We start from the raw sequence: 22,604 nt of genomic DNA, 5'->3' as shown, positions 1-22,604 counted from the left end.
AAGGGGCGGGGTGAGGTGCCGGTGAACGAGGACAGGGAACTACAGCGCCACCGCCCGCGGGAGACAGCCGGGCCGGCTTGGCATGCGGTCCCGGACGGCGTCACCGAGCAGGTTCAGCAGCTGGCCCAGGCGCAGGAGCATATGCAGGCACTGCTGGACGCCGTCATGGCCATCAGGCGGAAGCTGGAGCTGCCGGTGGTCCTGCGGCAGATCGTGCGCGCCGCCGCGATGGACCTGGTGGATGCCCGTTACGGCGCCCTGGGGGTGCTGAACGAGGAGGGCACTCGCGTCGAGGAGTTCATCCCGGCCTGACCGACCGGGAGCGTCAGGCTCTGGCCGGTGTGGAGTTCCCGCAGGGCCGCGGCGTGCTCGGGCGCCTGATCGCGCACCCGGAGCCGCTGGGTGTGGACGATCTGCCGCGCCACCCGGACGCCGTCGGCTTCCCGAAGGGGCATCCGCCGATGCGGCCCCTGCTCGGCGTGGCGATCAGCGTGCGTGGGCAGGTCTACGGCAACCTCTACCTGGCCGAGCGGCAGGACGGCAAACCCTTCAACGACCAGGACGAGTCAGTGGTGCTGGCGCTGGCCGGGGCCGCCGGCATCCCCATCGAGAACGCCCGCCTGTATCAGCAGGTGCGCTCCGGTGCCGAACACTTCCAGCGCCTGCTGCTCCCCCGCCTACCCGACTTCGTCCCGTTCGACGCGGCAGCGGTCTACAAACCAGCCACTACCTCCGGCCACCACTTGGGGGAAAGCAAAAGGCACACATGGGCCCTGATGAAGGCCGCCGGGGACTTTGCACCTCACGCACCGGCGCCGGTCTCGTCACACACCAGTACGGTCGCGGCAGCCTCTTCCTGCGTATCCAGTCATCCCAGCCCCGGTGCGCAGAGGCCGTTCAACGTCAGGCCCCCAGGGACTCCGCACCGGCCCTGGTGCGCAAGTTGTGGAACTGACGGGTCTGCATGATGAAGTGCGCGGGCTCCCCCAGCAGCAGGTCGAACGGCCGGGTGAGCGGTCGTGGGCGGCCCGTACCGCGCGTCCGGACCACCAGGCGGGTTCCGCCGTCGGAGGTCGGCCGCAGGTGGAAGCCCCAGATCCCGTCGACGCGGGCCCGCGGCAGCGGATTCGACCGCGGATCGAAGGAGTGGCCGGAGGGCACGTTCAGGTCCGACCGCAGCACCAGGGTCCGGTTCGGCTCCAGTCGGGCCACGGTGAACCAGGACCGGCTGCTGCGAGCCGCGGTCAGACGCTGTCCCTCTTCAAGGTCCTGCCACTCGGGCACGATGCGGTCGGCGCTGGGTTCCCCGTAGTGGTCCAGCCAGTCCCAGCTGTACCAGCCGCCGCGGTCGTATCCCATCTGCACCAGCCAGGCCCAGACCGTCTCGGGAGGCGCCGGAAGGGTCGTAGCCATCGTCGACGTGCCGTCGGGGTCGGGGACGAGCTCGTCGCCGGGGTAGGCACCGGTGATCTCGTCCCGGGTCGCACCCCAGGTCAACAGACGCGGGCGGATCCACCGCGCGTAGAGCGCCAGTGCGGCGGAGGCTGCCGCGAAGGGGAGCAGCCGGGCTGCCGACCGCTGTTGGCTTGTGCACTGCGCGGGCATTACTTCCTCCCTGGTGGCCGAGCAGGGGGCCTGCCGTCGGCGGGCCCGGGGACGCGGCCGGATCGGACGGCGGCACACCGCAGGCGTTCATGGAGCCGAGGGCCGCCCGCTTCTTGCGGGCCCGAATTGCACGGTGCGCGGTCTCGCTCCGCTTCGCCGTGTCTCCTTGTGGCCCTCGGCTCAATTCCATGAAACCGCCGCATGGCGACCAGAAGTAGGGCTGAAGGACCCTGGCCGAAGGGCCGGACGGCCCGTTCGGCCCCTCTGCTGGACTCTTCACTCGCGGTGCAGCACGACTTTGAGGGCACCCGTGCTGGTGCCGTGCGCGAACACCTCGTAGGCATCTTCCATCCGATCGAGGACGAAGGTGTGGGTGACGAGCTCGGCGACGGGCAGGCGTCCGAACTTCACCAGCTCCAGCAGCCATGGCGTTGAGGACGTGTCGACCTGGCCGGTGCTGATCGTGACATTCTTGCGCCACAGGGATTCCAGATGCAGCGTGACCGGTTTGCCGTGCGTGCCGATGTTGGCGATGTGCCCCCCCTGCGCGAACGGCACGGGTGCACAGAACGAAGCCCTCCGGTTCAACTGACGCTTCGATGACCACGTCGGCGCCCAGCCCCTCGGCCAGGTCGGCGATCATCTTCCCGGGCAGTTCTGCGGAAGCGGGCCCCACGCGGAGGGCGGCTCCCAACCGTACGGCGGACAGGTCCGTCGCGATGATCCGGTGGGGCGAGTAGAGCCGCGCTATGACCGCCTCGCCGAGACCGACGGGACCCGCACCCACCACGACGACAGTGTCTCCGGGTCCCACATGGCCGTTCCGCACCCCGACCTCGTAGGCGGTGGGGAGGACCTCGGCGAGCAGGACCGCGTCGCCGAGAGGGAGGTGGGAGGGGCATCGGTTGGTGGAGTAGTCCGCGAAGGGCGCCCGCACGAACTCGGCCTGGGTTCCGTTGATCAGCCCAGGATCCATCCACCGCCCTCGCGGCACTGTCCGTATGTGCTGTCGCGGCACGCCGGGCAGTGGCCGCAGGCCGAGACGGACGAGACGATCACCTGGTCTCCGGGGCGCAGTTCGTGGACGTCGCTGCCGACCTCCACGACCTCGCCGACGGCCTCGAGGCCGAGGATCGTCCCCGGCTTCACCTCACGAAGGTCTCCGCGCAGGATCTGCAGGTCACTGCCGCAGACGGTGGTGGCATCGACGCGCACGATCGCGTCGGTCGCCTCCTCGACCGCAGGGTCCGGGACGGTGTCCCAGGAGCTCTGTGCCGGGCCGTGGTAGACGAGCGCTCGCACGGTGGTCACTCCCTCGCTCCCTCACACCTCCACGGTCGCCCCCGCGGCGCTGCCGGGTGACGAGGCCGCCCGTGCTCCACGGTCCGGCTCCTTGGAGGGCAGCCGGAAGATGGGGCCTGCTCCGTTCTCCATAGCCGTACGGCTTCCAACGTGACATGCCCAGCTGCCGGTCCGCCTCCTCCATGACGGGGAGCCGCTTGACGTTTCTGCGATGGTTCGGTGGTGCATGTCGACGGCCCCATTCGGGTGACGCGGTCTTGAATACGTGTCCGCCGTGTCAGAAACCCGAGGTCCACGAGCGTGCCGCTCAAACCCCCGGTCTGAAGAGCACGTGGGAGCAGGTGCCGCAGCCTCCCGTGACAGCGCTGCTCAGCGCGTCCGCCGAAGCCGATCCGCTGGTCATCGGGTCCAGGGGGCTGAGCGGTGTCGTCAGCTTCCTGGTCGGCTCGGTCGGGCTCGCGCTTGCGGCACGGACCACGCGGCCGGTCGTCCTCGTACGCTCCGACGCGCGCGCCGAGGACGAGCATCAGCCCGACGCGGACGGCCATCCTTCGATCCTCACGCCGTACCGGGACGTCGTCCTGGGCCTGGACCACAAGCGCCCCGACGACGCTGTCGCCGCGTTCGCCTTCGAGGCCGCGGCCAGCCGCGCGGCCATGCTTCGGGTCGTGCACGGCTGGAGCCTGCCGCCCTACTTCGCCTACGGTCTTCCCGCGGATCCAGCGCTGAACGACGAGCTGGCCCGCCAGGAGACGAGCACCGTCGAAGAGGCCCTGGCACCGTGGCGGGAGAAGTTCCCCGGCGTGGAGGTCGTCGAGCAGACCGCGGTGGGCAACGCCGGCGCTCACCTGGTGGACGCCGCGGCCGATGCCTCACTGGTCGTCGTCGGGCGACGCATCCGGCAGTCTCCGCTCGGTGCCCGCATCGGGCCCGTCACCCATGCTGTGCTCCACCACGCCACGGCACCGGTCGCGGTGGTCCCGCACGACTGACCGGCTACGCGAGTGATCGCCGGACATGCAGCCTCGGAGACCTGCCGAGCGACAGCCAGCCGAACCAGCGGCTGCACGGACCACATCTGTCACGACGTGGCCCTGTCACACTCGGTCGTAGCGGCCCAGGAGCGTGGCGTTGCTCAGCCCTGGTTCATGTGGTCTCGCGCCGCCACTGCGGCTCGACCTGGTCCCACTGCCTGCCCCACTTGTCCATACGCCGACGGTCGAGCCGCCACCGTGCTGCACGGCCAATCCCGTATATGAGGCCGCCAAGGGCAAGCGCGGCTGACAGACCCAGCACGCCCGCTTGAGCGGATGCCTGAGCAGCGGTTGGCGGCCGCGGAGCCATCCGCCCAGTGTCGTCGAACCAGATCACCACTCTTGATCCGGTGCTGAGCCCGGAGTCCACCGTGGCCCGTCCGGTGTGGGCGGAGCCATCCGGCTCCACCCAGCGGACCTTCGCACGGACGCAGTCGTCCAAAGCCCCTTCCGCCGACGGCGCCTGCGCGGTGTTCTCCAGGAGTACCGCCCTCACGGAGTGCCGACTGTCGCGCAGCTGCGCGAAGGACCTGTCCGCCGCCCGGGCCGTGACGGTGCCGACGACGGCGCCGCCCACGGCAATGACGGTCCACACGGCCAGCATGATCCACGCCTCGATGACGTCGTCGCGCCGCCGCAGCGGGTTCCTCCGCCACCGCCACAGCAACTGCCTCGTACGCTTTTTACCCGCGCATCGCACACCCACCTCCTCATCAGGACAACACGACGGTGACAGCCGCGATGCGGCTGCGGCAGGAGCCGACCGGCACCACCCCAGGGCCTCATACACCAGCCGTCCGCGGACATCGCCAGGTACGGCCCAGCCTTTCTGCGCGCGAGCCGGTCTCACACGGCAGGCAGCAGGCCGCAGCATGTCCAAGACGCTTTGAGCCGACCACCTCATGCCCCCATGTCTGCTTCCAGCCCTGCCCGACGCGTCAGGGCCCTTCGGCGCACCCGGGTAGCCGAGGATGACCGCGCCGGGCCGGATGCAGCCCAACTGCCGCTTGAGCGCGTGCACCCGTCAGTCTCGTGCTTTTATCAGTGACGGCCGGTTGATCAGGGCCACGACACGTTGAGCGGCAGATCACGGTGCAAGACGGCCATGGCCCGGCCGGGGCCGTTGTGGTCGTCCACGATCTGCGTGTCGAAGCCGAGGCTGCGATGGAAGGCGATCGAGCCGGTGTTCTCGATTGACGTGATCGCCTTCAGTTGCCGCGCCCCTTGTCGTTCTGCGGCCTCAGCGAACGCCACATACAGACGACGCCCGAGCCCAGTGCCGCGGGCGTCGTCCCGCGTCGCGATCAGATGCACGTAACCAGTGCCGCTGGGGGTGGCGAACCCGAAGATATGTCCACGGATACCGTCCTCGGCCCGGGCAACCAAGCAGGTTGAGCCGAACTCCTGCACCAGTGCCAGAAGGTGCAGCGACCGGAGGTCGCGTTCGCCCCAGTAACGGGGGTGATCAGTCAGGACCTGTGGAAATCGGCCACCCCGGCCGGTGCGATGTGTATCCCCATGATGACGATCATGACAGGCACCTCAGCCGTTACAGACGAAGGTCCGCACGGGTCGGGCGACTTGTGACGCAAGCCCGGGCCGTGACCAAGATCCGGAACCACACACGGTCCAGAGTTCGGCAACTTCCCGGCAAGCAGAACATTCGCGCTGGTCAGAGAGGCGTGCGAGAGCTGTACCACCAGCAGACGAAGAACCTGCTGACTGCCACCGCTCAAAGGCCACAGGGTCAGCGGCCTGCCCTCTCGATCCCGCCGTCACGCCTTCCGACCACCACTGACCTGCAGCGACACCCTCAACGAGATGGCCGAACGCGAATTCGACCCAGAGGCCTCTCATCACAGCAACGACCGCGCTTGACCTGCGACCAGACAACTCCTGCCGCTGTACCAGCCATATGCAGCCAGGAAGTCGCCACGAAGAGACCAAAGAGGTCATTCGCCGCGAATCATCGACACTGCAGCGACGCGAGACGTCTGCTGAGGGCAGGAAACACGGTAAGTCCTTGCAGCAGGGTCGCACTCTGAGTGCGCGTATCGATCACCCATCTGACCAGGTGCTTTACAACGAACCTTCCGCGAGACGGAAGCGGTATTGCGCGCCCACGAAGCCCTTCCCGACGATGACGCCACCACAGAGAGACGGGAGCCAGCCCCCATGCCTCACACCACCGCCTTCGCCAGGAACCAGTGGTACGTCGCCGCCTACGCCCATGAGGTCGGGCGGGAGTTGCTCGGCCGGACGATCCTCGGCGAGTCGCTCGTCTTCTACCGGACGGAGGAGGAGGGCACGCCCGTCGCGCTGCACGACCGGTGCGTGCACCGGCGGTACCCGCTGTCCGAGGCCCCCACCCGGCTCGACGGCGACCGGATCGTGTGCGGCTACCACGGCTTCACGTACGACACGACCGGCACCTGTGTGTACGTGCCGGGGCAGAAGCGCGTGCCGCGGACCGCGCGGGTCGCCTCGTACCCGGTGGTCGAGCAGGACTCCCTGATCTGGGTGTGGATAGGCGACCCGGCGCTCGCCGACCCGCAGACCATCCCCCGGGCCAGGCACCTGGACTCCCCCGGCTGGGTCACCATACGCGGCATGGAACCGATCGACGCCGACTACGGGCTCCTCGTCGACAACCTGCTCGACCTGTCCCACGAGACATATCTGCACGGCGGCTACATCGGCACCCCGGAGGTCGCCGAGACGCCGATCACCACCGAGGTCGACGAGGGCGCCGGCGTCGTCCGGGTGAGCCGGCACATGGACGACGCCGAGTGCCCGCCGTTCTACGCCAGGTCCACCGGCATCTCCGGCCGCATCACCCGCTGGCAGGACATCGAGTACTTCGCCCCCTGTCTGTACCTGCTGCACAGCCGGGTCGCCCCGGTCGGCGTGCTCCCCGAGGCGGACGGCAGCGACCCGAACGGCTTCCACACCGAGATCACGTACGCGATCACCCCGTCGACCGACGGCAAAGTGTACGACTTCTGGATGGTCTCGCGGGACTGGGCGATCGAGGACGACGAGGTCACCGAGTTCCTGCGGAACAACAACCACACCGTCGTGATGCAGGACGTCGACGCGCTCAACCTGCTGCAGAAGACGCTCGGCACCGAGCGCACCGGCTACCAGGAGCTGAGCATCAACATCGACACCGGTGGTCTGGCCGCCCGCCGTATTCTCGCCCGGCTGGTCGAGGAGGGCGCGAAGCCCGTGGAGAAGGTCCAGTGAGCGCCTCCTCCGCCGTGCCCTTCCGGACCGGTGAGATCTACCGCGTGGACTGGCTGCCGGGCACCGACGTCCTGCACGGCACCTGCCACTGCGGGCGCGAGCACACCTCGCAGGACCCGATCGAGATGTGGGAGTGGATGCTCGCCCACCCCCAAGGACACGAGCCGCAAGGGAACAGCTCATGACCTCGTCCTCGCCCTCGTCGCCGTACGAGGCCGAACTCCTCGTCGAAGCGCGCCAGTTCGCCGCCGACGGCGTGCTCACCCTCACCCTGTGCCACCCGCTCGGCGAGGAACTCCCCTCCTGGGAACCCGGCGCTCACATCGATGTGCTGCTCGGCCCGGAGCTGGAGCGGCAGTACTCGCTGTGCGGTGACCCGGCGGACCGGCACACCTGGCGGATCGGGGTCCTGCGGGAGCCCGAGGGGCGCGGTGGATCGGCGTTCGTGCACACGGAGTTGAGCCAGGGCGACAAGGTGCGGGTGCGCGGGCCGCGCAACAACTTCGCCCTGGAGAGCGCGCCCCGCTACCGGTTCGTGGCCGGCGGCATCGGGATCACGCCGATCCTGCCGATGCTGGCCGCGGCCGAGGCGGCGGGCGCCGAGTGGTCGCTGCTGTACGGCGGGCGCAGCCGTCGGTCGATGGCGTTCCTGGCCGATTTGGCCGCGTACGGGGACAAGGTGACCGTCGCGCCGCAGGACGAGACGGGCCTCCTCGACCTGGGCTCGGTGCTCGACGGGCTGCCCGAGGACACCCTCGTCTACTGCTGCGGTCCCGGTCCGCTGCTCGACGCGGTCGAGGAGCGGTGTCCGGGGCGGGCGCTGCGCGTGGAGCGGTTCCAGCCGAAGGAGCAGGAGACGGGCCCGGACAGCGAGTTCGAGGTGGTGCTGGAGCGGTCGGGGAGGACGGTGACGGTGCCGGTCGGGGTCTCCGTACTGGACACCGTGCGGGCCGCCGGGGTCGAGGTGCTCTACTCGTGCACGGAGGGCACCTGCGGGACGTGCGAGACGGATGTCCTGGACGGCACCCCCGACCACCGTGACTCGGTGCTGAACGACGAGGAGCGCGAGGCCGGGGAGACCATGCTCATCTGCGTGTCCCGCTGCCGGGGCCCCCGGCTGGTGCTCGACCTGTAGCACTACCGGCCCGGCGGGCGAAGGATTGACCCCCGGTGCCGTCGGCGACCTGAACGCCGGCGGCACCGGAGGGGGTGCTGCTCACCGGCCGGGTGAGGGCACCACGCTGAGGTGGCCCACGGTGGCCCGCCGGGAGCGGCGGTGCCTGCGGGGGGACTCGGACTGCCGGCCGGCCTCGCGCAGTACGAGGGTCATACGGGTGTAGCCGAGGTCGCGGAGGGTCTCGGGGGTCTCGTCGACGACCCGGCAGTCGGTGGTGCCCCAGCGGGGGTCGGGGTGGACGAGCGGACGGACCGCGCCGTCGTGCCGTGCGGCGCCGGGGCCGACCGTGCGCAGCCAGTGCGGCAGGCCGTGGCGGTAGGCGGCGTCCATGATGGGGTCCTGGGCGATGTCCCGGCGGATCGACTGCAGGCCGCGGTCCTGGGCGTGCCGCTCCACGGCGGCGGCGAAGTGGGCGAGCATCGGCAGGCACCAGCTGGACTCGTGGTCGCCGAGGACCGTGGCGGCGTCGGGATGGAACAGCACGAAGCGCAGGAAGTTGTCGCCGGGCATGGCCGTGGGGTGCGGGCCCACGCCGCCGAACAGCTTCCGGAACGCGGAGTTGGTGAGGACGACGTCCCAGCCGTGGTCGAGGACGACGGACGGGAAGGAGACGGACTCCAGCAGCGCGGCGTAGTCGAGCAGATATGCCTGCGCTTCCTGGGCTTCGAGACTGTCGGGGACGGGCCGCGGTACCGACCGCTGCCCTCCTGCCTGATATGCCATCGGGAGGTCACCCCTCTTGCCTCTGCGGCCTTCACGCGGCGTCTTGATCCTCCTGCCCCCGGCGGAGTCGTGTCAACTATCGTGGCATTCGACGCCGGTTGACGGCTGAATCTCGCCACAGTTGTGGCGAGACCTGGATGTGAGTTCGACGAAGCGGCTAGTCTCCCCGCAGTTCACGGTGTACTTGCCGGGACCAAGGTCTCGCGCCAGGCTTGGTTCCACGGATTCCGCAGTACCGCGAAATTGGCCTGAGAGAGACGTAGGAGATCTGTCGGTGACGGATGGCTTCGAGGTTCCGGACGCCGCGGCGACGGTTCTGCTGCCGGCCGTCGTGGCCCGCGTCACCGCGTTGGCGGACAAGCTGGGCGTGGCGCACTCCGAGGTCTTCGACACACGTCGGCTCTCGGTCGCCTCCGGTGTTCCCGAGGCGGTGGTGAAGGCCCTGCTGAGCGGGCAGCGCGCCGGCGAGCCGGACATCCAGGCGCGCTTCCTGCAACGCCTGGACCTGCTGCGGCGCACCCGGCTCAAACCCAACGGGCGCAAGTACACCCAGCAGGAGATCGCCGACGGCGCGGGCATGTCGCGCCAGCAGGCCGGTGCCCTGATCAACGGCGACCGGCGGCCCACGATGGAACACTGCGACGCCATCCAGCGCTTCTTCCGGGTCCATGCCGGCTTCCTCACCGCGGAGGACCCGGAGGCCCTGGCGAGCGCCCTGATGCGCACCGAGCAGGAGCTCCTCCAGCAGCTCGCCGACCGTGAGCGCGCGGCGGCCGAGGCCGCCGACGACCCGCTGCAACGGCTGCTGCAGAACCACGGTGTGCGCTCCATCGCCTGGCGGGCGGCCCAGCTGCCCACCGACCAGCACCGCGACAAGGTGGCGGAGTGGCTGGACATGCTGCTGGAGAGCGTCAAGCGGCCCGAGTCCTGACCGGGGGAAAATCTGTGGGCATCGGAAAGGAAATGCGCCGTCTGTGCGGCGAGTTGGTCGGGGAGCTGACGCTCCCGGCGCCGGCGGACCCCGCCGACCTCTACAGCGCCTTGTGCGACGGCATGAGCAGACGCCGCGGCCGCCCGGTGCACTACCGTACGGCCGCCTTCCCGCCCGGCACGGCCAGCGGTCTGTGGCTGGACATGGCCGAGCAGGACCTCGTCGTCATCGAGGAACGCACCGCCCCCGACCACCAGTTGGTGATCCTCGGCCACGAGCTGTGGCACATGCAGGCCGGGCACTGCGGCCACCATGTGGAGGGCGCGGAGGGCGCCGCGGTCGCGGCGCGCTTATTGAACGTGGACGCCGATCTGCAGGCGACGGTCATGAAAGTGGCCGCGCGGACCCGTTTCGACCTGGCCGACGAGCAGGACGCCGAGAGCTTCGGTCTGCTGCTCGCGAGCAAGTGCCGTACATGGCTCGCCGGTTCCGCGCTGCGCGGGCCCGTGCGGCGTGATCACCTGGCCGGCCGGATCGGGGCCTCACTGGGCTACCGCGGCCCGCAGGGCTGAGGCAGCCGCCGACACCATGGACGGGCACAGCTACTACGTACCGGCCGCCGCGATGGCCGTCGCCCTCGCCCTGAAGATGCCCGCGCTGCTGCGGAACTGGGGCGATCCACTGATCAGGTCCGTGTGCGCCCTGATGACCCTGGCGTCCCTGGTGTTCTTCTTCGCCGCGCCCCCGACGATCACGGAGGTCAACCACCTCACCGGCGTCACCAACATGTCGGCGGCCCTGGTGTACGTCCTGCTGAGCGCGTTCAGCGGCTCCTGCCTGGTGCTGATCACCAACTGGCGGGGCGGTCCCCCCGAGGTCACCCGGCGGCTCTCGCGCCGCTGGATCGGCGGGTACGCCGGGGTGTGCGCGGCGATCGTGGTGCTGTTCGTGCTCGGGAACGCGCCGGTGGAACGGGTAAGGGACTTCGACACGTACTACGCCAACACACCGTTCCTGCGCGAGATGATCGTGCTGTACCTCATCGGGTTCACCGTCGCCGGTGTCGCGATGCACGTGATGTGCTGGCGCTGGGCGCTCCAGGTGAGCGGCTGGCTGCGGGCCGGGCTGCTGGTGATCGCGTTCGGTTATCTCGTCAACGTCCCCTTCGCCGCGGTCAAGCTGGTCGCCGTCGCGGCCCGCTGGCGGGGCGCCGACCTGGACGGCCTGAGCACCTATCTCGCCCCCGCGCTGGCGTCGCTCGGCGCCCAGGTCAGCGCGGTCGGTTTCTGCCTCCCGCTCGCCGGTCAGCGCATCGGCGACGCGTGGACCACCTGGTCGACGTACCGCAGGCTCGGTCCGCTGTGGCGGGAGCTGCGGCCGGTGTGGGCGCAGGCCGGCCACGAGGTGCGCATCTCCTGGTGGGCGCCCGCACAACTGCAGATGACGCAGCGGGAGTCCGACATCCACGACGGCATGCTCAGCCTGTACCCGTACTTCGACTCCGAGGTGCGGGCGAAGGCCTACGAGGCGGCCGTCGCGGCGGGTTCGGAGCCCGTGCAGGCGCGGGCCGAGGCCGACGCGGCGATGCTGACGGCGGCGGTGCGGGCCCGGCAGGACGACCCGGAGGGCCGCGTCATCAGCTCGGCGGTCGCCGACACTCCCACGCTCCCCGCCGAGAACCCCCGTGACCTGGTGCGGATGTCCATCGCCCTGCGCCAGTCCCCCGTCGTAGCGGCCGCCCGCGAGTGGGCCGCCGCGACCAGGTCAGAGAGCGACTTCCATGAGCGAACCCGTTAGCGGTCCACACGACACCGCGGCAGGCACCGGGCGGCGTGCCGTCGTCGTCGGCGCGGGCCTGGCCGGCCTGCTGGCCGCCGCCGCGCTGCGCGACCACGCCGAGGTCACCGTCGTCGAGCGTGACGCGCTGCCCGAGGGTCCCGAGGCCCGCAAGGGTGTTCCGCAGGCCCGTCACGCCCATCTGCTGTGGTCCGGCGGGGCCCGTGCCATGGAGGAGCTGCTGCCCGGCGTGACGGAGGCGTGGCTGGCCGCCGGGGCCCGGCGCATCCCGTTGCCGACGGGACTGGTGTCGCTGTCGGCGCAGGGCTGGATCCGGCGCTGGCCCGAGATGGAGTTCATGATCGCGTGCAGCCGGGACCTGCTGGAGTCGGTGGTCCGCGCCCGGCTGCTGGCCGGTCCCCGGGTCACCGTCCTGGAGCGCACCGAGATCCTCGGGCTGACGGGCGACGCGTCCCGGGTGACCGGCGTCCGGGTGCGGATGGCCGACGGTGAGGAGCGGCTGCTGCCCGCCGACCTGGTGGTGGACGCCGCCGGTCGGGGGTCGCGGGGCACCGCCTGGCTCGACACGCTGGGGGTGCCGCCCGCGCCGATGGAGGAGGTCGACTCGGGACTCGTGTACGCCAGCCGGGTCTTCCGGGCGCCCGAGGGCACCGAGGAGTACCCGGTGGTGAACGTCCAGCCGAACGCGGAGGATCCCGTGCCGGCGCAGAGCGCGACGCTCGTGCCCGTGGAGGGGGGACGCTGGCTGGTGACCCTGTCGGGCACCCGCGGCGGTCAACCGACCGCGAAGGCCGAGGAGTTCGCCACGTTCGCCCACAACGTCAGGCATCCCGTCGTGGGCGAACTGATATCCGGGGCCGAACCGCTGACCGACGTTGTCGTCACCCGCAGCACGATCAACCGGCGCCGCTACTTCGAGAAGGTGTCCCGCTGGCCCGACGGGTTCGTGGCGATCGGCGACGCGGTGGCGACGTACAACCCGATCTACGGGCACGGGATGTCGGTCGCCGCGCAGGGCGCCCTCGCGCTGCGTGAGAAGGTCGCCGAGCACGGGATCACCGCGCCGGGGCTGGCGCGCCGGATCCAGCGGGCCGTCGCCGTACCGGTGGCGCTCGCCTGGGAGCTGGCCACCGGCACGGACATCCGCTACCCCGAGGCCATCGGCAAGCGGCCGAACGCCGTACAGAGGCTGTTCGGGCTGTACGTGCAGCGGCTGATGCGTACGGCGGTGGGGCGACCCCTGGTCTTCCGGGCCTTCCTCGGGGTGATCACCCTCTCCGCGCCGGCCGCCGCGCTGGTCAGGCCGGAGGTCGTACTGGCGGTGCTGCGCGGCCCGGTCAAGGACCCGCTGACGGGGCCGCCGCTGACGGACCGTGAGCGGGAGATCGTGCCGGGGGCGGCGCGGTAACGGTTCCGTCGTCCGCTGACCGAGCGAACCGGCGTGCGGGAGAACGGGATTGTCAGTGCCGGGCGGCAAGCTGGTGGCGTGTCACTCATCCATCGAGGGGAGAGCCGTCCGATGCCGACCGCCGTGCCGACCGACCGTGAGCGGACCGCCGTCCAGGCCTATCTGCGGCTGCTGGGGACCGTACGAGCCGCGTTCGACGGGCCACCGGAGGGCCGACCACCCGTGGTGCCGACCGCCGCGCTCGCCGATGCGGAGCAGGCACTGGCGGAGGCGGGTCTGGCGGGCAACGAGGAGGAGTTCTTCCGGCTGCTGCGCGGCTGGTGCCCAGGGGTGTGACCCTCCGCCCCGCCCGACGGTCCGCCGGCACCACCGGCGGACCGGCCTCACGGCGCGCGGACCGGGGCGCGCACAGGAGGATCGCCGGCGACTACGTCAGATACATCCCCGCCGACTGGTCCACCAGCTGCCGCAGGGCCGAGACGTGGTGCGCGTGGCCGCCGAGCCGGTCGAGGACGCGGTGGGCCTCGTCGCGGTAGGTGCCGAGGTCCTTCTCGTAGCGGTGGAGAACGGCCGGGGCGAGCAGACGCGTCCGGAGTTCGTCCCGCGCGGACTCGGACTCCCGTGCGGCGGGGCTCAGTTCGACGAGGCGGGCCCGGGTGCCGGGGGACGCCTCGTCGAGGGCGCAGGCGAGCAGATAGGTGACAGTGCCGTTGCGCAGGTCCTCGTCGCGGCCGGAGAGGAGGTCCTCCTGGTCGTTGAAGAGTTGCCAGAGCACGCCGAAGACGTCGCCGAACTCCCGCCACAGTTCGGTGCGGTCGTGGTCGGCGCCCGCGAGGATCGCGGCCATCGCCGTGATCATCGCGAAGGGGGCGCCGGACTTCCCCCGGTACGCCTCCACGACGGAGTCCGGACGGGCCGCGCCGAGGTCACCGCGGAGGTCCCGCAACTGCCCTTCCACCGCGCCGATCCAGCAGTTGACGATCTCGCAGGTGAGGGCGTTGCGCAGGGTGTCGGAGACGGACTGTGCCTGGACGACCCGGATGGGGAGGGCCTGGCCGCTGAGGACGGCCGCGAGCAGCGCCTCGTCCGCGCCGAGTCCCCGCGGGGTGTGCGCGCCGTGGCCGTCGGCCAGGTCGTCGAGGTAGCACGCGGAGGTCCACCACAGCACGTGCACGGCCGACAGGGGAACGGCCGGTTCGGGGGCGCCCGTCTCCGCCCCGTGCACCAGCAGCGGGAGCACCGACAGGGGGTACTTCATCCGCTGGTGGCCGAGCAGCCCCGCGATGGATCTTCGGACCGTGGTGGCGGCCGGGCCCAGGTCCTCCAGGGCGTGCTCGATCTCCGCGTCTATCTCGGCGGCGATGCGTCCGTGCAGGTCTGCGTACGCGAGGGAACTCATCGGCGTGCCTCGTTCTCCAGAGGGAAGGGGACCGACACCGACGTCACCACCAGCCCCCGGCGGACGCTCCAGCGCCCGTCGAAGGCCGTCAGACGCCGGCCGTCCACCACCGGTCCGGGAACGAGGAGTTCGGCGCGCAGACCGCCCGCGTGGCCGCCGGGGTCGACGGACACCTCGATGTCGGCCTCGGAGAAGTCCAGCCAGCGGCCGGTGAGCGGGAACCACGCCTTGTAGACGGACTCCTTGGCGCTGAACAGCAGCCGGTCCCAGTGGACCGAGGGGTGGTCGGCGGTGAGTCGGCGCAGTCGGGCTTCCTCCGGGGGGAGCGCGATGGCCTCCAGGACGCCCTCGGGCAGGGCGTCGTGGGGTTCGGCGTCGATGCCGAGGGAGGCGAGGTCGGTGGCGCGGACCAGTGCGGCGGCGGCGTACCCGTCGCAGTGGGTCATGCTGCCGGTCAGGCCCTCCGGCCAGCCGGGGGCGCCGCGCTCACCGGGCAGGATCGGCCGCGGCGGGACACCGAGCTTCTCCATGGCCCGCCGGGCGCAGGTCCGGACGACGGCGAACTCGCGGCGCCGCTTCGGCACCGCGCGGGCCACGATCGCCGCCTCCTCCGGGTACAGCTCGATCCCGTCGGCTCCCCCGGTCGTGTCATCGTCGTACGCCTCCACGGCCACGACCGACTCCGGGAGCAGCTCCTCGATCAACGGCTCCGACCTCCATCGGCAGAATCCGGCGCAGCCGTCCCGGGGGTTCCGGGCGCGGGCGCCACTCGCGGGGGTAACCCACGGACACCTCTTCGAAGCGGACCCCGTCCAGCCAGGTGGTCCGCGGGATGTGCAGATGGCCGTAGACCATGACCTCGACGCGGAAGCGCCGGTGCCAGTCGGCCGTCAGGTCGGTGCCGCACCACATGGCGAACTCGGGGTAGCGCAGGACGTTCGTCGGGTGCCGGTCGAGGGGGTAGTGGTTGACCAGCACCGTGGGCAGGTCGGCGGGGATCTCGGCGAGCCGGCGCTCGGTCTCGGCGACCCGGGCGCGGCACCAGGCGTCGCGGCTCGGGTAGGGGTCGGGGTGCAGGACGTGCTCGTCGGTGCAGACCACGCCCGTGCCGTGCGCGTACTCCAGGCCCTCGGCCTTCGTCGCGCAGCCCTGGGGCAGGAACGAGTAGTCGTACAGCAGGAACAGCGGCGCGACGACGACGGGGCCGCCCTGGCCCTCCCACACGGGGTACGGGTCCTCGGGGGTGATGACGCCCAACTCCCGGCAGAGCGCGACGAGATGCTCGTACCGCGCGACGCCGCGGTGGGGGACGGTCTCGCTGGGGTGGGTCCACAGCTCGTGGTTGCCCGGCGCCCACACCACCTTCGCGAACCGTCCGGCGAGGGTCTCGAGGGCCCAGCGGATGTCGGCCACCTTCTCGGAGACGTCACCGGCCACGAGGAGCCAGTCGTCGTCCGTCTCGGGGCGCATCTGTTCGACCAGGGCGCGGTTCTCGGGATAGCCGATGTGCAGATCGCTGATGGCCAGCAGGTTCCCGTGCCGACCCACCGTCGACTCCACCCTCACTCCCTCCGCGACACCGAATGGCAACACGAGAACACAAGTGCGCACCGACGGACAAGAGTGACTGGCTGAGCGCTTGCCCGCGCCGCGGCACGCCCGTCGCACGAGGATTAACACGCGCGTGACAGAAACATGGGTCCCGGTGGCCTTATGATCTGCCCCAACACCACCGTCACGCCCGTCGTTCGCGTCGGCGGTTCGGCGTACCTCCATCCCCCCTGGCCGGGCACGGCCTGCTCCGCCGTGCCCGCGAACCGTAGAAAGGCGGCCTGCATGGTCTCTCGCGTACGCGTCTGGCTCAACCGCACGTACGCGGAGAACGTCTTCTTCATGGATCAGCTGCGGCATAATCCGCACGCTCGTCCGGTGGACATCCATGCCACCCACGGTGACGCCGACTCCCCCGTACTGGCCGCCGCAGACACCGCCGATCTGGAGCCCGAGGGCCTCTCCCCCGCCGCGTACGTCGAGTACGCGCTCGACCAGTGCGCCAAGCGCGGTATCGACGTGTTCGTGCCGCGCCTGCACCAGGCGGCCATCGCCGCGCACCGCGAGGAGTTCACAGCCCTCGGTACGGCGCTGCTGGCGCCGCCCGCCGCGTCGATCGAGGTCTTCGAGGACAAGATCACCGCGTACGAGGCGGTCCAGGCGTACGGGGTACCCGTGCCGCCGTGGTTCCGGGTGACCGACGCCGATGAACTGGTCGCCGCCGTCGAGGAGTTGGAGGCCGACGGGCACCGGGCGTGCTTCAAGCCGGCGTCCGGGGCGGGCGGTGTGGGCTTCCGCGTGGTGACCCGCGCGCCCTTCTCGCTGGATCACCTCAGCGGCTTCCCCGGTCCGTACGTGCCGCTCGACACGGTGGTCGCCGCGCTGCGGGAGGCCGGGGAACCCGTCGACTGGCTCGTGATGCCGCGTCTCGAACAGCCGGAGGTGTCCGTCGACTGCCTCACCGGCACCGACGGGCGGGTGCGGATGGCGGTGGGCCGCACGAAGAACGGGCGGCGGCGGGGCTTCTCGCTCAACCCCGCCTGGATCGAACCGGCCCGGCGGCTCGCCGAGTCGTTCGAGCTGCACCACCTGACCAACATCCAGTTCCGGATGCTGGGGGACCGGCCGGTGCTGATGGACGTGAACACGCGTCCCGCGGGCGGTCTGCACCAGCTGGCGCTGTGCGGGATCAACGCGCCGTGGGCCGCGGTGCGGCTGGCGCTCGGCGAGGAGACCGGTGACGTGCTGCCGACCCGGCTCGGACAGGACTACACCGTGGTGTCGGGGCCACGGCCGGTGCGCCCGGTGGCCCTGCCCCAGCAGGCCGACGACACGGCGACCGCCGACACGGGCGTGGGCGTGGACCAGGGCGTGGGGCACGGCGCGGGTGCGCCGGCGGTGGCCGATGTGCCGGCCGTCGCGGACATCCCCCGGGCCGTCGAGGTACCGGGAGCCGTGGGGCTGCCGATGGTCGTCGAGGTGCCCGTGGGCGCGGTGGAGCCCGTGGAGGCCCGGTCGCTCGCCGTGGCACCGCCGGACGCTCCCCCGCGCGCCTCGTCGCCGACCGCCTGCTCGGCCGCCGACCGACCCCTCGCGGTGTAGGACCCGCACCCGCTCGGACGACGAAGGAGGGCGGCTGTCCTGACCGACAGCCGCCCTCCGGTCTTCCGTACTGGCCTTCCGTACTGGCCTTCCGTACTGGTCTTTCGTACCGCCGCGCGTCGCCGCGTACGGGGTCAGGAGGCGATCGAGATGCCGAAGTCGCGCCAGGCGGTGCCGAAGTCCTGGAAGCCGAGGCGGGCGCCCGCGACACGGGTCGTCGTGCCCTTGGCGATGGCCCCGCCGCTCGCGGAGCCCGAGTAGATCGGGCCGCCGCTGTCACCGGGGCGGGCCGCGGTCCGGCCGTTCATCTGCTCGGCCTCGACCAGGTCCTCGGAGTCGTTGTAGGAGAACAGCACCTTGATGTTGCAGATCGCGCCGCCCACGACCCCGGCACTGGTGGAGCCGGACTGGCACAGGAACTCGCCGGGGTGGACCCAGTCCCACCCGTCGACGCGGACTCCCACGTTGTCGTCCGGGGTGCCGGTGTAGATGGAGTTCGTGACGTCGTCGGCCCGGATGAGCATGATGTCGTGCGTCTTGTTGATCTTGGACGGGGTGCCGATGTAGGTGCCCGCGCCGCTGCTGAAGGGGTCGCCGAAGTCGCCGCAGTGCCCCGCGGTGAGCAGGTACTGCGCTCCCGTGTCGTCGGTGACGCCGAAGCCGGAGGTGCAGCCGGCGCCGGGCCGCTGGATGCGCGCACCGCCCCACCGGGGGGACCAGTCGTTGTTCCGGGAGACCTCCTGGGAGCGCGGTTCGACGACCGTACGGACGGGGACCCCCGCCACCCGGGACACGGTCGCCCGCACCGCGGCAGCCCGCTTTGAACCGGAACCGGAACCGGAACCGGAACGGGAACCAGGACCGGATCCCGGGGCGGCTCCGTCCGTGGCCAGGACGAGCCCGGCGCCGTCGGTGGGGATGTTCACGGTGTGGCCCTGGGACGGGTTCTCGGCCAGTTCCGTCTGCAGGCGCGCGGAGGCGGCCTTCAGCTCGCGCAGGGAGTACCTCGCCTCGACGATCCGCACGGGTGCCGTCTCACGCGCCTCCTCGATCGCCTTCCGGACCTTGGCGGGCACCTCTCCCTTCCACCACAGGGCGACCCGGCCCGCCTCCAGACCGATGCCGGTGAAACCGGCGTACCCACCGCGCTCCTGCGCCCATCGGATCGTGTCGGCCGCCTCCACGAGGGGCCGCTGCTCGGTCATTCTCGCGAGATCGGCCTCGGGCACCACGTCCGAGATCGGCACGATCTCCCTCTCGGGCCCCTGGGCGGTGGCGCCGGTCGGGGTGGTGCCGACGAGCGCGGTGACCGAGAGGGCCACGGCAGCGGCCAGCAGAGCCGTCCTGTTTCGCATCTGTCCGCCTTCCCTGAAGTGCGTTGGGCTGCCGACGCCAGGCGGCGGCGATCAGCAGCCGATCCATGCGGGATCAACGCGCGGGGCGAGCGAAGGAGACGGGCGACGGATGCCGGACCGGTTGCGCTTCTTCGTGCCGGGCACGGTGCACGTGCTGCGGGGCGACAGTGAGATCAGGGTCGGCCCGCCCCGGCAACAGGCCATGCCGGCGGCGCTGTTGCTGCGGCTGGGGCATCCGGTGGGGCTTCGCGGCGGGCCTCGGGCCCGGGTCGTGGCGGGCGGGGCTGTCCCGCCCGCCACGACCCGGGAGCGCCGCCTGCTCAGGGCGTGGCGGGCCGTCCCGTCAGCGTCGGCCCACCGCGAGGCGCAGGGTCTGCACCTCGAACGGGCGCAGTGTCACGGGGACGCCGTCGCCGTCCGTGGCCGCCTCCGACAGGGGGCGCTCCAGCAGGTCGGTGAGGTGCGCCCCGGCGAGCGGGAAGCCGGTGCGCAGGACGCCGCGGGCGCGGCCGCCGCCGGACTCGTAGAGGCGGACCACCACGTCGCCGGAGGCGTCGTCGGCGAGCTTGACCGCCTCGACCGTCACGCCCTCGCCCTCCACGGAGACCACCGGCGTGGGCGCGCCCGCCGCGTCGGCGAGGCGCAGCGGCAGGTTGAGGGCGTAGCCCTCGGCGACCGCGTCCTCGATGGTCGCGCCGGGCAGCAGCGCGTACGTGAGCCGGTGCTTGCCCTGGTCGGCCTCGGGGTCCGGGATGCGCGGGGCGCGGACCAGGCTGAGGCGGACCGTGGTGGTCGTGCCGCCGTCCTCGCGGACCGTGCGCGAGACGTCGTGGCCGTACGTCGAGTCGTTGATGACCGCGACACCGTAGCCGGGTTCGCCGACGTGCACCCAGCGGTGGCCGGAGACCTCGAAACGGGCCGCCTCCCAGCTGGTGTTGGTGTGGGTGGGGCGCTGGACGTGGCCGAACTGGATCTCGGCGGAGGAGTGCGCGGCGCGGACGTCGATCGGGAAGCCCGCCTTGAGGAACTTCTCGGCCTCGTGCCAGTCGATGTCCGTCTCGAAGTCGATGCGGCGGCTGCCGGCCCGGACGGTGATCGTCTGGGTGATGCGGGAGCCCTTGCCGAACGACCGCTCGACGCGGACGGCGCCGACGAGGGGGTCGGCCTCGACGACCGTGACGGACTCGGCGTCCAGCAGGTCGGTGTAGCGGTTCCGGTAGTGCTTGTCGACGTCCCAGGCGTCCCAGTAGTTGGGGAGGTCGGTGTGCAGGCGGAGCAGGTTGCCCTTGTCGCCGAGGACCTCGCGGTCGGCGACCAGGTCGCGGACCGAGGCCAGGGTGCCGTCCTCGGCGAACTCCACCCGGACCAGACCGTTGTCGAGGGTGAGGCCGTCGACGGTGACGGGGTGCGGGGGCTCGGCGGGGGCCAGGGGCGCGCTGCCGTTCGCGGGGACCTCCACGTACACCGGTGTGCCCTCGGAGATGCGGATGACCTCGGCCCGGTCGCGCGGGCTGGTGTTGAAGACCCGCGCGTCCCCGGCGCCGAGCGCCGTGACCGCCTCCGCCGTCAGCTCCTCCAGCTCCTCGGCGACCCGCGCGTACTCCGCCTCGGCCTCACGGTGCACCCAGGCGATCGAGGAGCCGGGCAGGATGTCGTGGAACTGGTGGAGGAGGACCGTCTTCCACAGACGGTCGAGCTTCTCGTACGGGTAGGTGTAGCCGGGCGCGTGGAGCGCGGCCGTGGTGGCCCACAGTTCGGCCTCGCGGAGCTTGTGCTCGCTGCGGCGGTTGCCCTGCTTGGTGCGGGCCTGCGAGGTGTAGGTGGCGCGGTGCAGTTCGAGGTACAGCTCGCCGTTCCACACGGGGGCGTCCGCGTACTCGGCGCGGGCCTTGGCGAAGAACTCGTCGGGGTGCTCGATGACGACCTTCGGGGAGCCCTCCAGATCGGCGAGGCGCCGGGCCCGCTCCATGATCTCGCGGGTGGGGCCGCCACCGCCGTCGCCCCAGCCGAAGGGGGCGAGGGAGCGGGTGCCGACGCCCTTCTCCCGGTAGTTGCGGACGGCGCGGTCCATCTCCTCGCCGCTGAAGCGGGCGTTGTAGGTGTCGACGGGCGGGAAGTGGGTGAAGATGCGGGTGCCGTCGATGCCCTCCCACCAGAAGGTGTGGTGGGGGAACGTGTTGGTCTGGTTCCAGGAGATCTTCTGGGTGAGGAACCACTCGTTGCCGGCGAGCTTGGCGAGCTGCGGGTAGGCGGCGTTGTAGCCGAAGGAGTCCGGCAACCAGACGCCCTTGGTCTCGATGCCGAAGTTCTCGATGAAGAACCGCTTGCCGTGGACGAACTGCCGGGCCACGGCCTCGCCGCCCGGCAGGTTGCCGTCGGACTCCACCCACATGCCGCCGACGGGCGCCCATTGGCCCTTCTCGACGGCCTTCTTGATGCGCTCCCACACCTGCGGGTAGTTGTCGCGCACCCATTCGTACTGCTGGGCCTGGGAGCAGGCGAAGATGAAGTCCTCGTACTCGTCGGCCAGCGCGGTGACGTTGGAGAAGGTGCGGGACGTCTTGCGCTTGGTCTCGCGGATGGGCCACAGCCAGGCCGAGTCGATGTGGGCGTGGCCGACTCCGGAGATGGTGTGGGCGCTGGCGTGGGCGGGCCGGGCGAGGACGGGGGCGAGGAGCTCGCGGACGGCGGTGGCGCTGCCGGAGACGTCGTCCAGGTCGACGGCGTCCATGGCCCGGTCCAGGGCGTGCAGGATCTCGTGGCGGCGGGGCTCGTGCTCACCGAGGTGGACCATGAGTTCGCGCAGCACCTGGAGGTCCAGGTCGAGGTGGAAGACCTCCTCGTCGAGGACGGCGAGGTCGGCGCGCCGGAAGGTGTAGAGCGGCTTGTCACCGGCGGTGAGGATGTCACCGAGCGGGGTGACCTTGGAGAAGTTGTCGGCGAGGATGTCGGGGTTGGAGGCCGCCTCGACGAGGTAGTCGATCACCTCGCCGCCGCGGACCGGGTTGCCGACGGGGACGTACTGGTTGAGCGGATTGACCGCCTTCAGCGGGGTGCCGTCGGTGAGGTGGACGAGGGCCTCGGCCTGGTTGCCGGGCCAGTCGCCGACGAAGCCGAGGTCGATGACGGCCTCCACACGGCGGCCGGCCCACTCGGCGGGCACCCGGCCGTGCATCCGGAACCAGGTCGTGCCCCAGGGCGGACCCCAGGGCGTGTCCATCGCGAACGGGGTGTACGGGGCGGCCGCGGCCTCCTCGAAGGGGACGGGCTCCCCCGGCGCCTGCCAGGCCTCGACCGTGAAGGGGACGGTGGCCGCGTAGATCGCGGGCTTGACGCGCTGGGTGTGGACGCGCTCTACGCGTTCCTCGATCCGGCGGCGTTCGTCATGCATGAGAGGTCTCCAGGAAGAGGGCCGAGCAGCGGCAGCAGCGGGGAGAAGCGGGAGAAGGGGCGAAGGGGCGAAGGGGGTAAAGG

At 71.2% G+C, this 22,604-nt stretch carries 18 protein-coding genes and 3 pseudogenes; 11 read left to right on the top strand and 10 right to left on the bottom strand.

The features are described from left to right. Window positions 1-141: 141 nt before the first annotated feature. Window positions 142-749 (top strand): annotated as a pseudogene (locus ACZ4Z3_RS13960) (GAF domain-containing protein); the annotation flags it as partial. Between the two features lie 154 nt (window positions 750-903). Here ACZ4Z3_RS13960 and ACZ4Z3_RS13955 read toward each other — a convergent pair. Both ACZ4Z3_RS13955 and ACZ4Z3_RS13950 read right to left on the bottom strand, forming a co-directional pair. Beyond that, a complete protein-coding gene (locus tag ACZ4Z3_RS13955; RefSeq protein ID WP_468501171.1) occupies window positions 904-1,605 on the bottom strand; it encodes an SRPBCC family protein in 702 nt (233 codons plus the stop codon). A gap of 276 nt (window positions 1,606-1,881) precedes the next feature. Then, window positions 1,882-2,907: pseudogene (locus ACZ4Z3_RS13950) on the bottom strand (alcohol dehydrogenase catalytic domain-containing protein). A gap of 155 nt (window positions 2,908-3,062) precedes the next feature. Between ACZ4Z3_RS13950 and ACZ4Z3_RS13945 the strand changes: the two are divergent. Continuing rightward, window positions 3,063-3,899, top strand: a complete 837-nt coding sequence (locus ACZ4Z3_RS13945; protein ID WP_468501170.1) for a universal stress protein — start codon at window positions 3,063-3,065, stop codon at window positions 3,897-3,899. A 154-nt stretch (window positions 3,900-4,053) separates the two neighbouring features. On the opposite strand, the gene ACZ4Z3_RS13940 is transcribed toward ACZ4Z3_RS13945, so the two are convergent. Then, window positions 4,054-4,641 carry an Rv1733c family protein gene (locus ACZ4Z3_RS13940; protein WP_468501169.1) on the bottom strand — a complete coding sequence of 196 codons (588 nt, stop codon included), beginning with the start codon at window positions 4,639-4,641 and terminating at the stop codon, window positions 4,054-4,056. 359 nt (window positions 4,642-5,000) lie between these two features. Beyond that, window positions 5,001-5,473: pseudogene (locus ACZ4Z3_RS13935) on the bottom strand (GNAT family N-acetyltransferase). 643 nt (window positions 5,474-6,116) lie between these two features. On the opposite strand from ACZ4Z3_RS13935, the gene ACZ4Z3_RS13930 reads away from it, so the two are divergent. Genes ACZ4Z3_RS13930 through ACZ4Z3_RS13920 form a run of 3 tightly spaced genes read left to right on the top strand, consistent with a single transcriptional unit; the run spans window position 6,117 to window position 8,322 of the window. Beyond that, window positions 6,117-7,187 carry a Rieske 2Fe-2S domain-containing protein gene (locus tag ACZ4Z3_RS13930; protein ID WP_468501168.1) on the top strand — a complete coding sequence of 357 codons (1,071 nt, stop codon included), beginning with the start codon at window positions 6,117-6,119 and terminating at the stop codon, window positions 7,185-7,187. Then, window positions 7,184-7,372, top strand: a complete 189-nt coding sequence (locus ACZ4Z3_RS13925; protein WP_468501167.1) for a hypothetical protein — start codon at window positions 7,184-7,186, stop codon at window positions 7,370-7,372. The genes ACZ4Z3_RS13930 and ACZ4Z3_RS13925 overlap by 4 nt, the downstream gene beginning before the upstream one ends. Then, on the top strand, window positions 7,369-8,322 hold the full coding sequence (locus tag ACZ4Z3_RS13920; RefSeq protein ID WP_468501166.1) for a PDR/VanB family oxidoreductase: 954 nt from the start codon (window positions 7,369-7,371) through the stop codon (window positions 8,320-8,322). The genes ACZ4Z3_RS13925 and ACZ4Z3_RS13920 overlap by 4 nt, the downstream gene beginning before the upstream one ends. 81 nt (window positions 8,323-8,403) lie before the next feature. On the opposite strand, the gene ACZ4Z3_RS13915 is transcribed toward ACZ4Z3_RS13920, so the two are convergent. Further along, on the bottom strand, window positions 8,404-9,087 hold the full coding sequence (locus ACZ4Z3_RS13915) for an MmyB family transcriptional regulator (RefSeq protein WP_468501165.1): 684 nt from the start codon (window positions 9,085-9,087) through the stop codon (window positions 8,404-8,406). Window positions 9,088-9,361: 274 nt separating this feature from the next. Here ACZ4Z3_RS13915 and ACZ4Z3_RS13910 point away from each other — a divergent pair, with 274 nt between their 5' ends. From ACZ4Z3_RS13910 to ACZ4Z3_RS13890, 5 genes are all read left to right on the top strand, one after another. Continuing rightward, window positions 9,362-10,018, top strand: a complete 657-nt coding sequence (locus ACZ4Z3_RS13910) for a helix-turn-helix domain-containing protein (RefSeq protein ID WP_055712078.1) — start codon at window positions 9,362-9,364, stop codon at window positions 10,016-10,018. Window positions 10,019-10,050: 32 nt separating this feature from the next. Next, on the top strand, window positions 10,051-10,590 hold the full coding sequence (locus ACZ4Z3_RS13905) for a toxin-antitoxin system, toxin component (RefSeq protein ID WP_468501164.1): 540 nt from the start codon (window positions 10,051-10,053) through the stop codon (window positions 10,588-10,590). Between the two features lie 16 nt (window positions 10,591-10,606). Further along, window positions 10,607-11,815, top strand: a complete 1,209-nt coding sequence (locus tag ACZ4Z3_RS13900) for an MAB_1171c family putative transporter (protein WP_468501163.1) — start codon at window positions 10,607-10,609, stop codon at window positions 11,813-11,815. Next, window positions 11,799-13,223 (top strand): FAD-dependent oxidoreductase, encoded by a 1,425-nt coding sequence (locus ACZ4Z3_RS13895; RefSeq protein WP_468501162.1) that lies wholly within the window; start codon window positions 11,799-11,801, stop codon window positions 13,221-13,223. The genes ACZ4Z3_RS13900 and ACZ4Z3_RS13895 overlap by 17 nt, the downstream gene beginning before the upstream one ends. A 111-nt stretch (window positions 13,224-13,334) precedes the next feature. Continuing rightward, window positions 13,335-13,559, top strand: a complete 225-nt coding sequence (locus tag ACZ4Z3_RS13890; protein ID WP_468501161.1) for a hypothetical protein — start codon at window positions 13,335-13,337, stop codon at window positions 13,557-13,559. A 91-nt stretch (window positions 13,560-13,650) separates the two neighbouring features. Here the strand turns inward: ACZ4Z3_RS13890 and ACZ4Z3_RS13885 are convergent, their stop codons facing one another. Genes ACZ4Z3_RS13885 through ACZ4Z3_RS13875 form a run of 3 tightly spaced genes read right to left on the bottom strand, consistent with a single transcriptional unit; the run spans window position 13,651 to window position 16,182 of the window. Further along, window positions 13,651-14,622 carry a polyprenyl synthetase family protein gene (locus ACZ4Z3_RS13885; RefSeq protein WP_468501160.1) on the bottom strand — a complete coding sequence of 324 codons (972 nt, stop codon included), beginning with the start codon at window positions 14,620-14,622 and terminating at the stop codon, window positions 13,651-13,653. After that, window positions 14,619-15,326 carry a 4'-phosphopantetheinyl transferase family protein gene (locus ACZ4Z3_RS13880; RefSeq protein ID WP_468501159.1) on the bottom strand — a complete coding sequence of 236 codons (708 nt, stop codon included), beginning with the start codon at window positions 15,324-15,326 and terminating at the stop codon, window positions 14,619-14,621. The genes ACZ4Z3_RS13885 and ACZ4Z3_RS13880 overlap by 4 nt, the downstream gene beginning before the upstream one ends. After that, entirely contained in the window at window positions 15,271-16,182 is a 912-nt protein-coding gene (locus ACZ4Z3_RS13875; RefSeq protein ID WP_468501158.1) for a metallophosphoesterase family protein, read from the bottom strand. The genes ACZ4Z3_RS13880 and ACZ4Z3_RS13875 overlap by 56 nt, the downstream gene beginning before the upstream one ends. A gap of 276 nt (window positions 16,183-16,458) precedes the next feature. Between ACZ4Z3_RS13875 and ACZ4Z3_RS13870 the strand changes: the two genes are divergently transcribed. After that, window positions 16,459-17,775: an ATP-grasp domain-containing protein gene (locus ACZ4Z3_RS13870; protein WP_468501157.1), complete on the top strand. Its 1,317-nt coding sequence runs from the start codon at window positions 16,459-16,461 to the stop codon at window positions 17,773-17,775. Between the two features lie 134 nt (window positions 17,776-17,909). Here ACZ4Z3_RS13870 and ACZ4Z3_RS13865 read toward each other — a convergent pair whose 3' ends face one another. Continuing rightward, window positions 17,910-19,130, bottom strand: coding sequence for a chymotrypsin family serine protease (locus tag ACZ4Z3_RS13865; protein ID WP_468501156.1), 1,221 nt, complete (start codon window positions 19,128-19,130; stop codon window positions 17,910-17,912). 343 nt (window positions 19,131-19,473) lie between these two features. Continuing rightward, window positions 19,474-22,521, bottom strand: a complete 3,048-nt coding sequence (locus ACZ4Z3_RS13860) for an alpha-mannosidase (protein ID WP_468501155.1) — start codon at window positions 22,519-22,521, stop codon at window positions 19,474-19,476. Between the last annotated feature and the right edge of the window lie 83 nt (window positions 22,522-22,604).

The sequence above is a fragment of the Streptomyces sp. NPDC030296 genome (assembly GCF_055572815.1).
This window is presented reverse-complemented; position numbering and strand designations above follow the sequence as displayed.

Bases quoted from the DNA above. Each gene is read 5' to 3' on its own strand.
- ACZ4Z3_RS13955 (WP_468501171.1), bottom strand. From the start codon at position 1,605: ATGCCCGCGCAGTGCACAAGCCAACAGCGGTCGGCAGCCCGGCTGCTC.
- ACZ4Z3_RS13945 (WP_468501170.1), top strand. From the start codon at position 3,063: ATGCCCAGCTGCCGGTCCGCCTCCTCCATGACGGGGAGCCGCTTGACG.
- ACZ4Z3_RS13930 (WP_468501168.1), top strand. From the start codon at position 6,117: ATGCCTCACACCACCGCCTTCGCCAGGAACCAGTGGTACGTCGCCGCC.
- ACZ4Z3_RS13920 (WP_468501166.1), top strand. From the start codon at position 7,369: ATGACCTCGTCCTCGCCCTCGTCGCCGTACGAGGCCGAACTCCTCGTC.
- ACZ4Z3_RS13915 (WP_468501165.1), bottom strand. From the start codon at position 9,087: ATGGCATATCAGGCAGGAGGGCAGCGGTCGGTACCGCGGCCCGTCCCC.
- ACZ4Z3_RS13905 (WP_468501164.1), top strand. From the start codon at position 10,051: ATGCGCCGTCTGTGCGGCGAGTTGGTCGGGGAGCTGACGCTCCCGGCG.
- ACZ4Z3_RS13900 (WP_468501163.1), top strand. From the start codon at position 10,607: ATGGACGGGCACAGCTACTACGTACCGGCCGCCGCGATGGCCGTCGCC.
- ACZ4Z3_RS13895 (WP_468501162.1), top strand. From the start codon at position 11,799: ATGAGCGAACCCGTTAGCGGTCCACACGACACCGCGGCAGGCACCGGG.
- ACZ4Z3_RS13890 (WP_468501161.1), top strand. From the start codon at position 13,335: ATGCCGACCGCCGTGCCGACCGACCGTGAGCGGACCGCCGTCCAGGCC.
- ACZ4Z3_RS13885 (WP_468501160.1), bottom strand. From the start codon at position 14,622: ATGAGTTCCCTCGCGTACGCAGACCTGCACGGACGCATCGCCGCCGAG.
- ACZ4Z3_RS13870 (WP_468501157.1), top strand. From the start codon at position 16,459: ATGGTCTCTCGCGTACGCGTCTGGCTCAACCGCACGTACGCGGAGAAC.
- ACZ4Z3_RS13865 (WP_468501156.1), bottom strand. From the start codon at position 19,130: ATGCGAAACAGGACGGCTCTGCTGGCCGCTGCCGTGGCCCTCTCGGTC.
- ACZ4Z3_RS13860 (WP_468501155.1), bottom strand. From the start codon at position 22,521: ATGCATGACGAACGCCGCCGGATCGAGGAACGCGTAGAGCGCGTCCAC.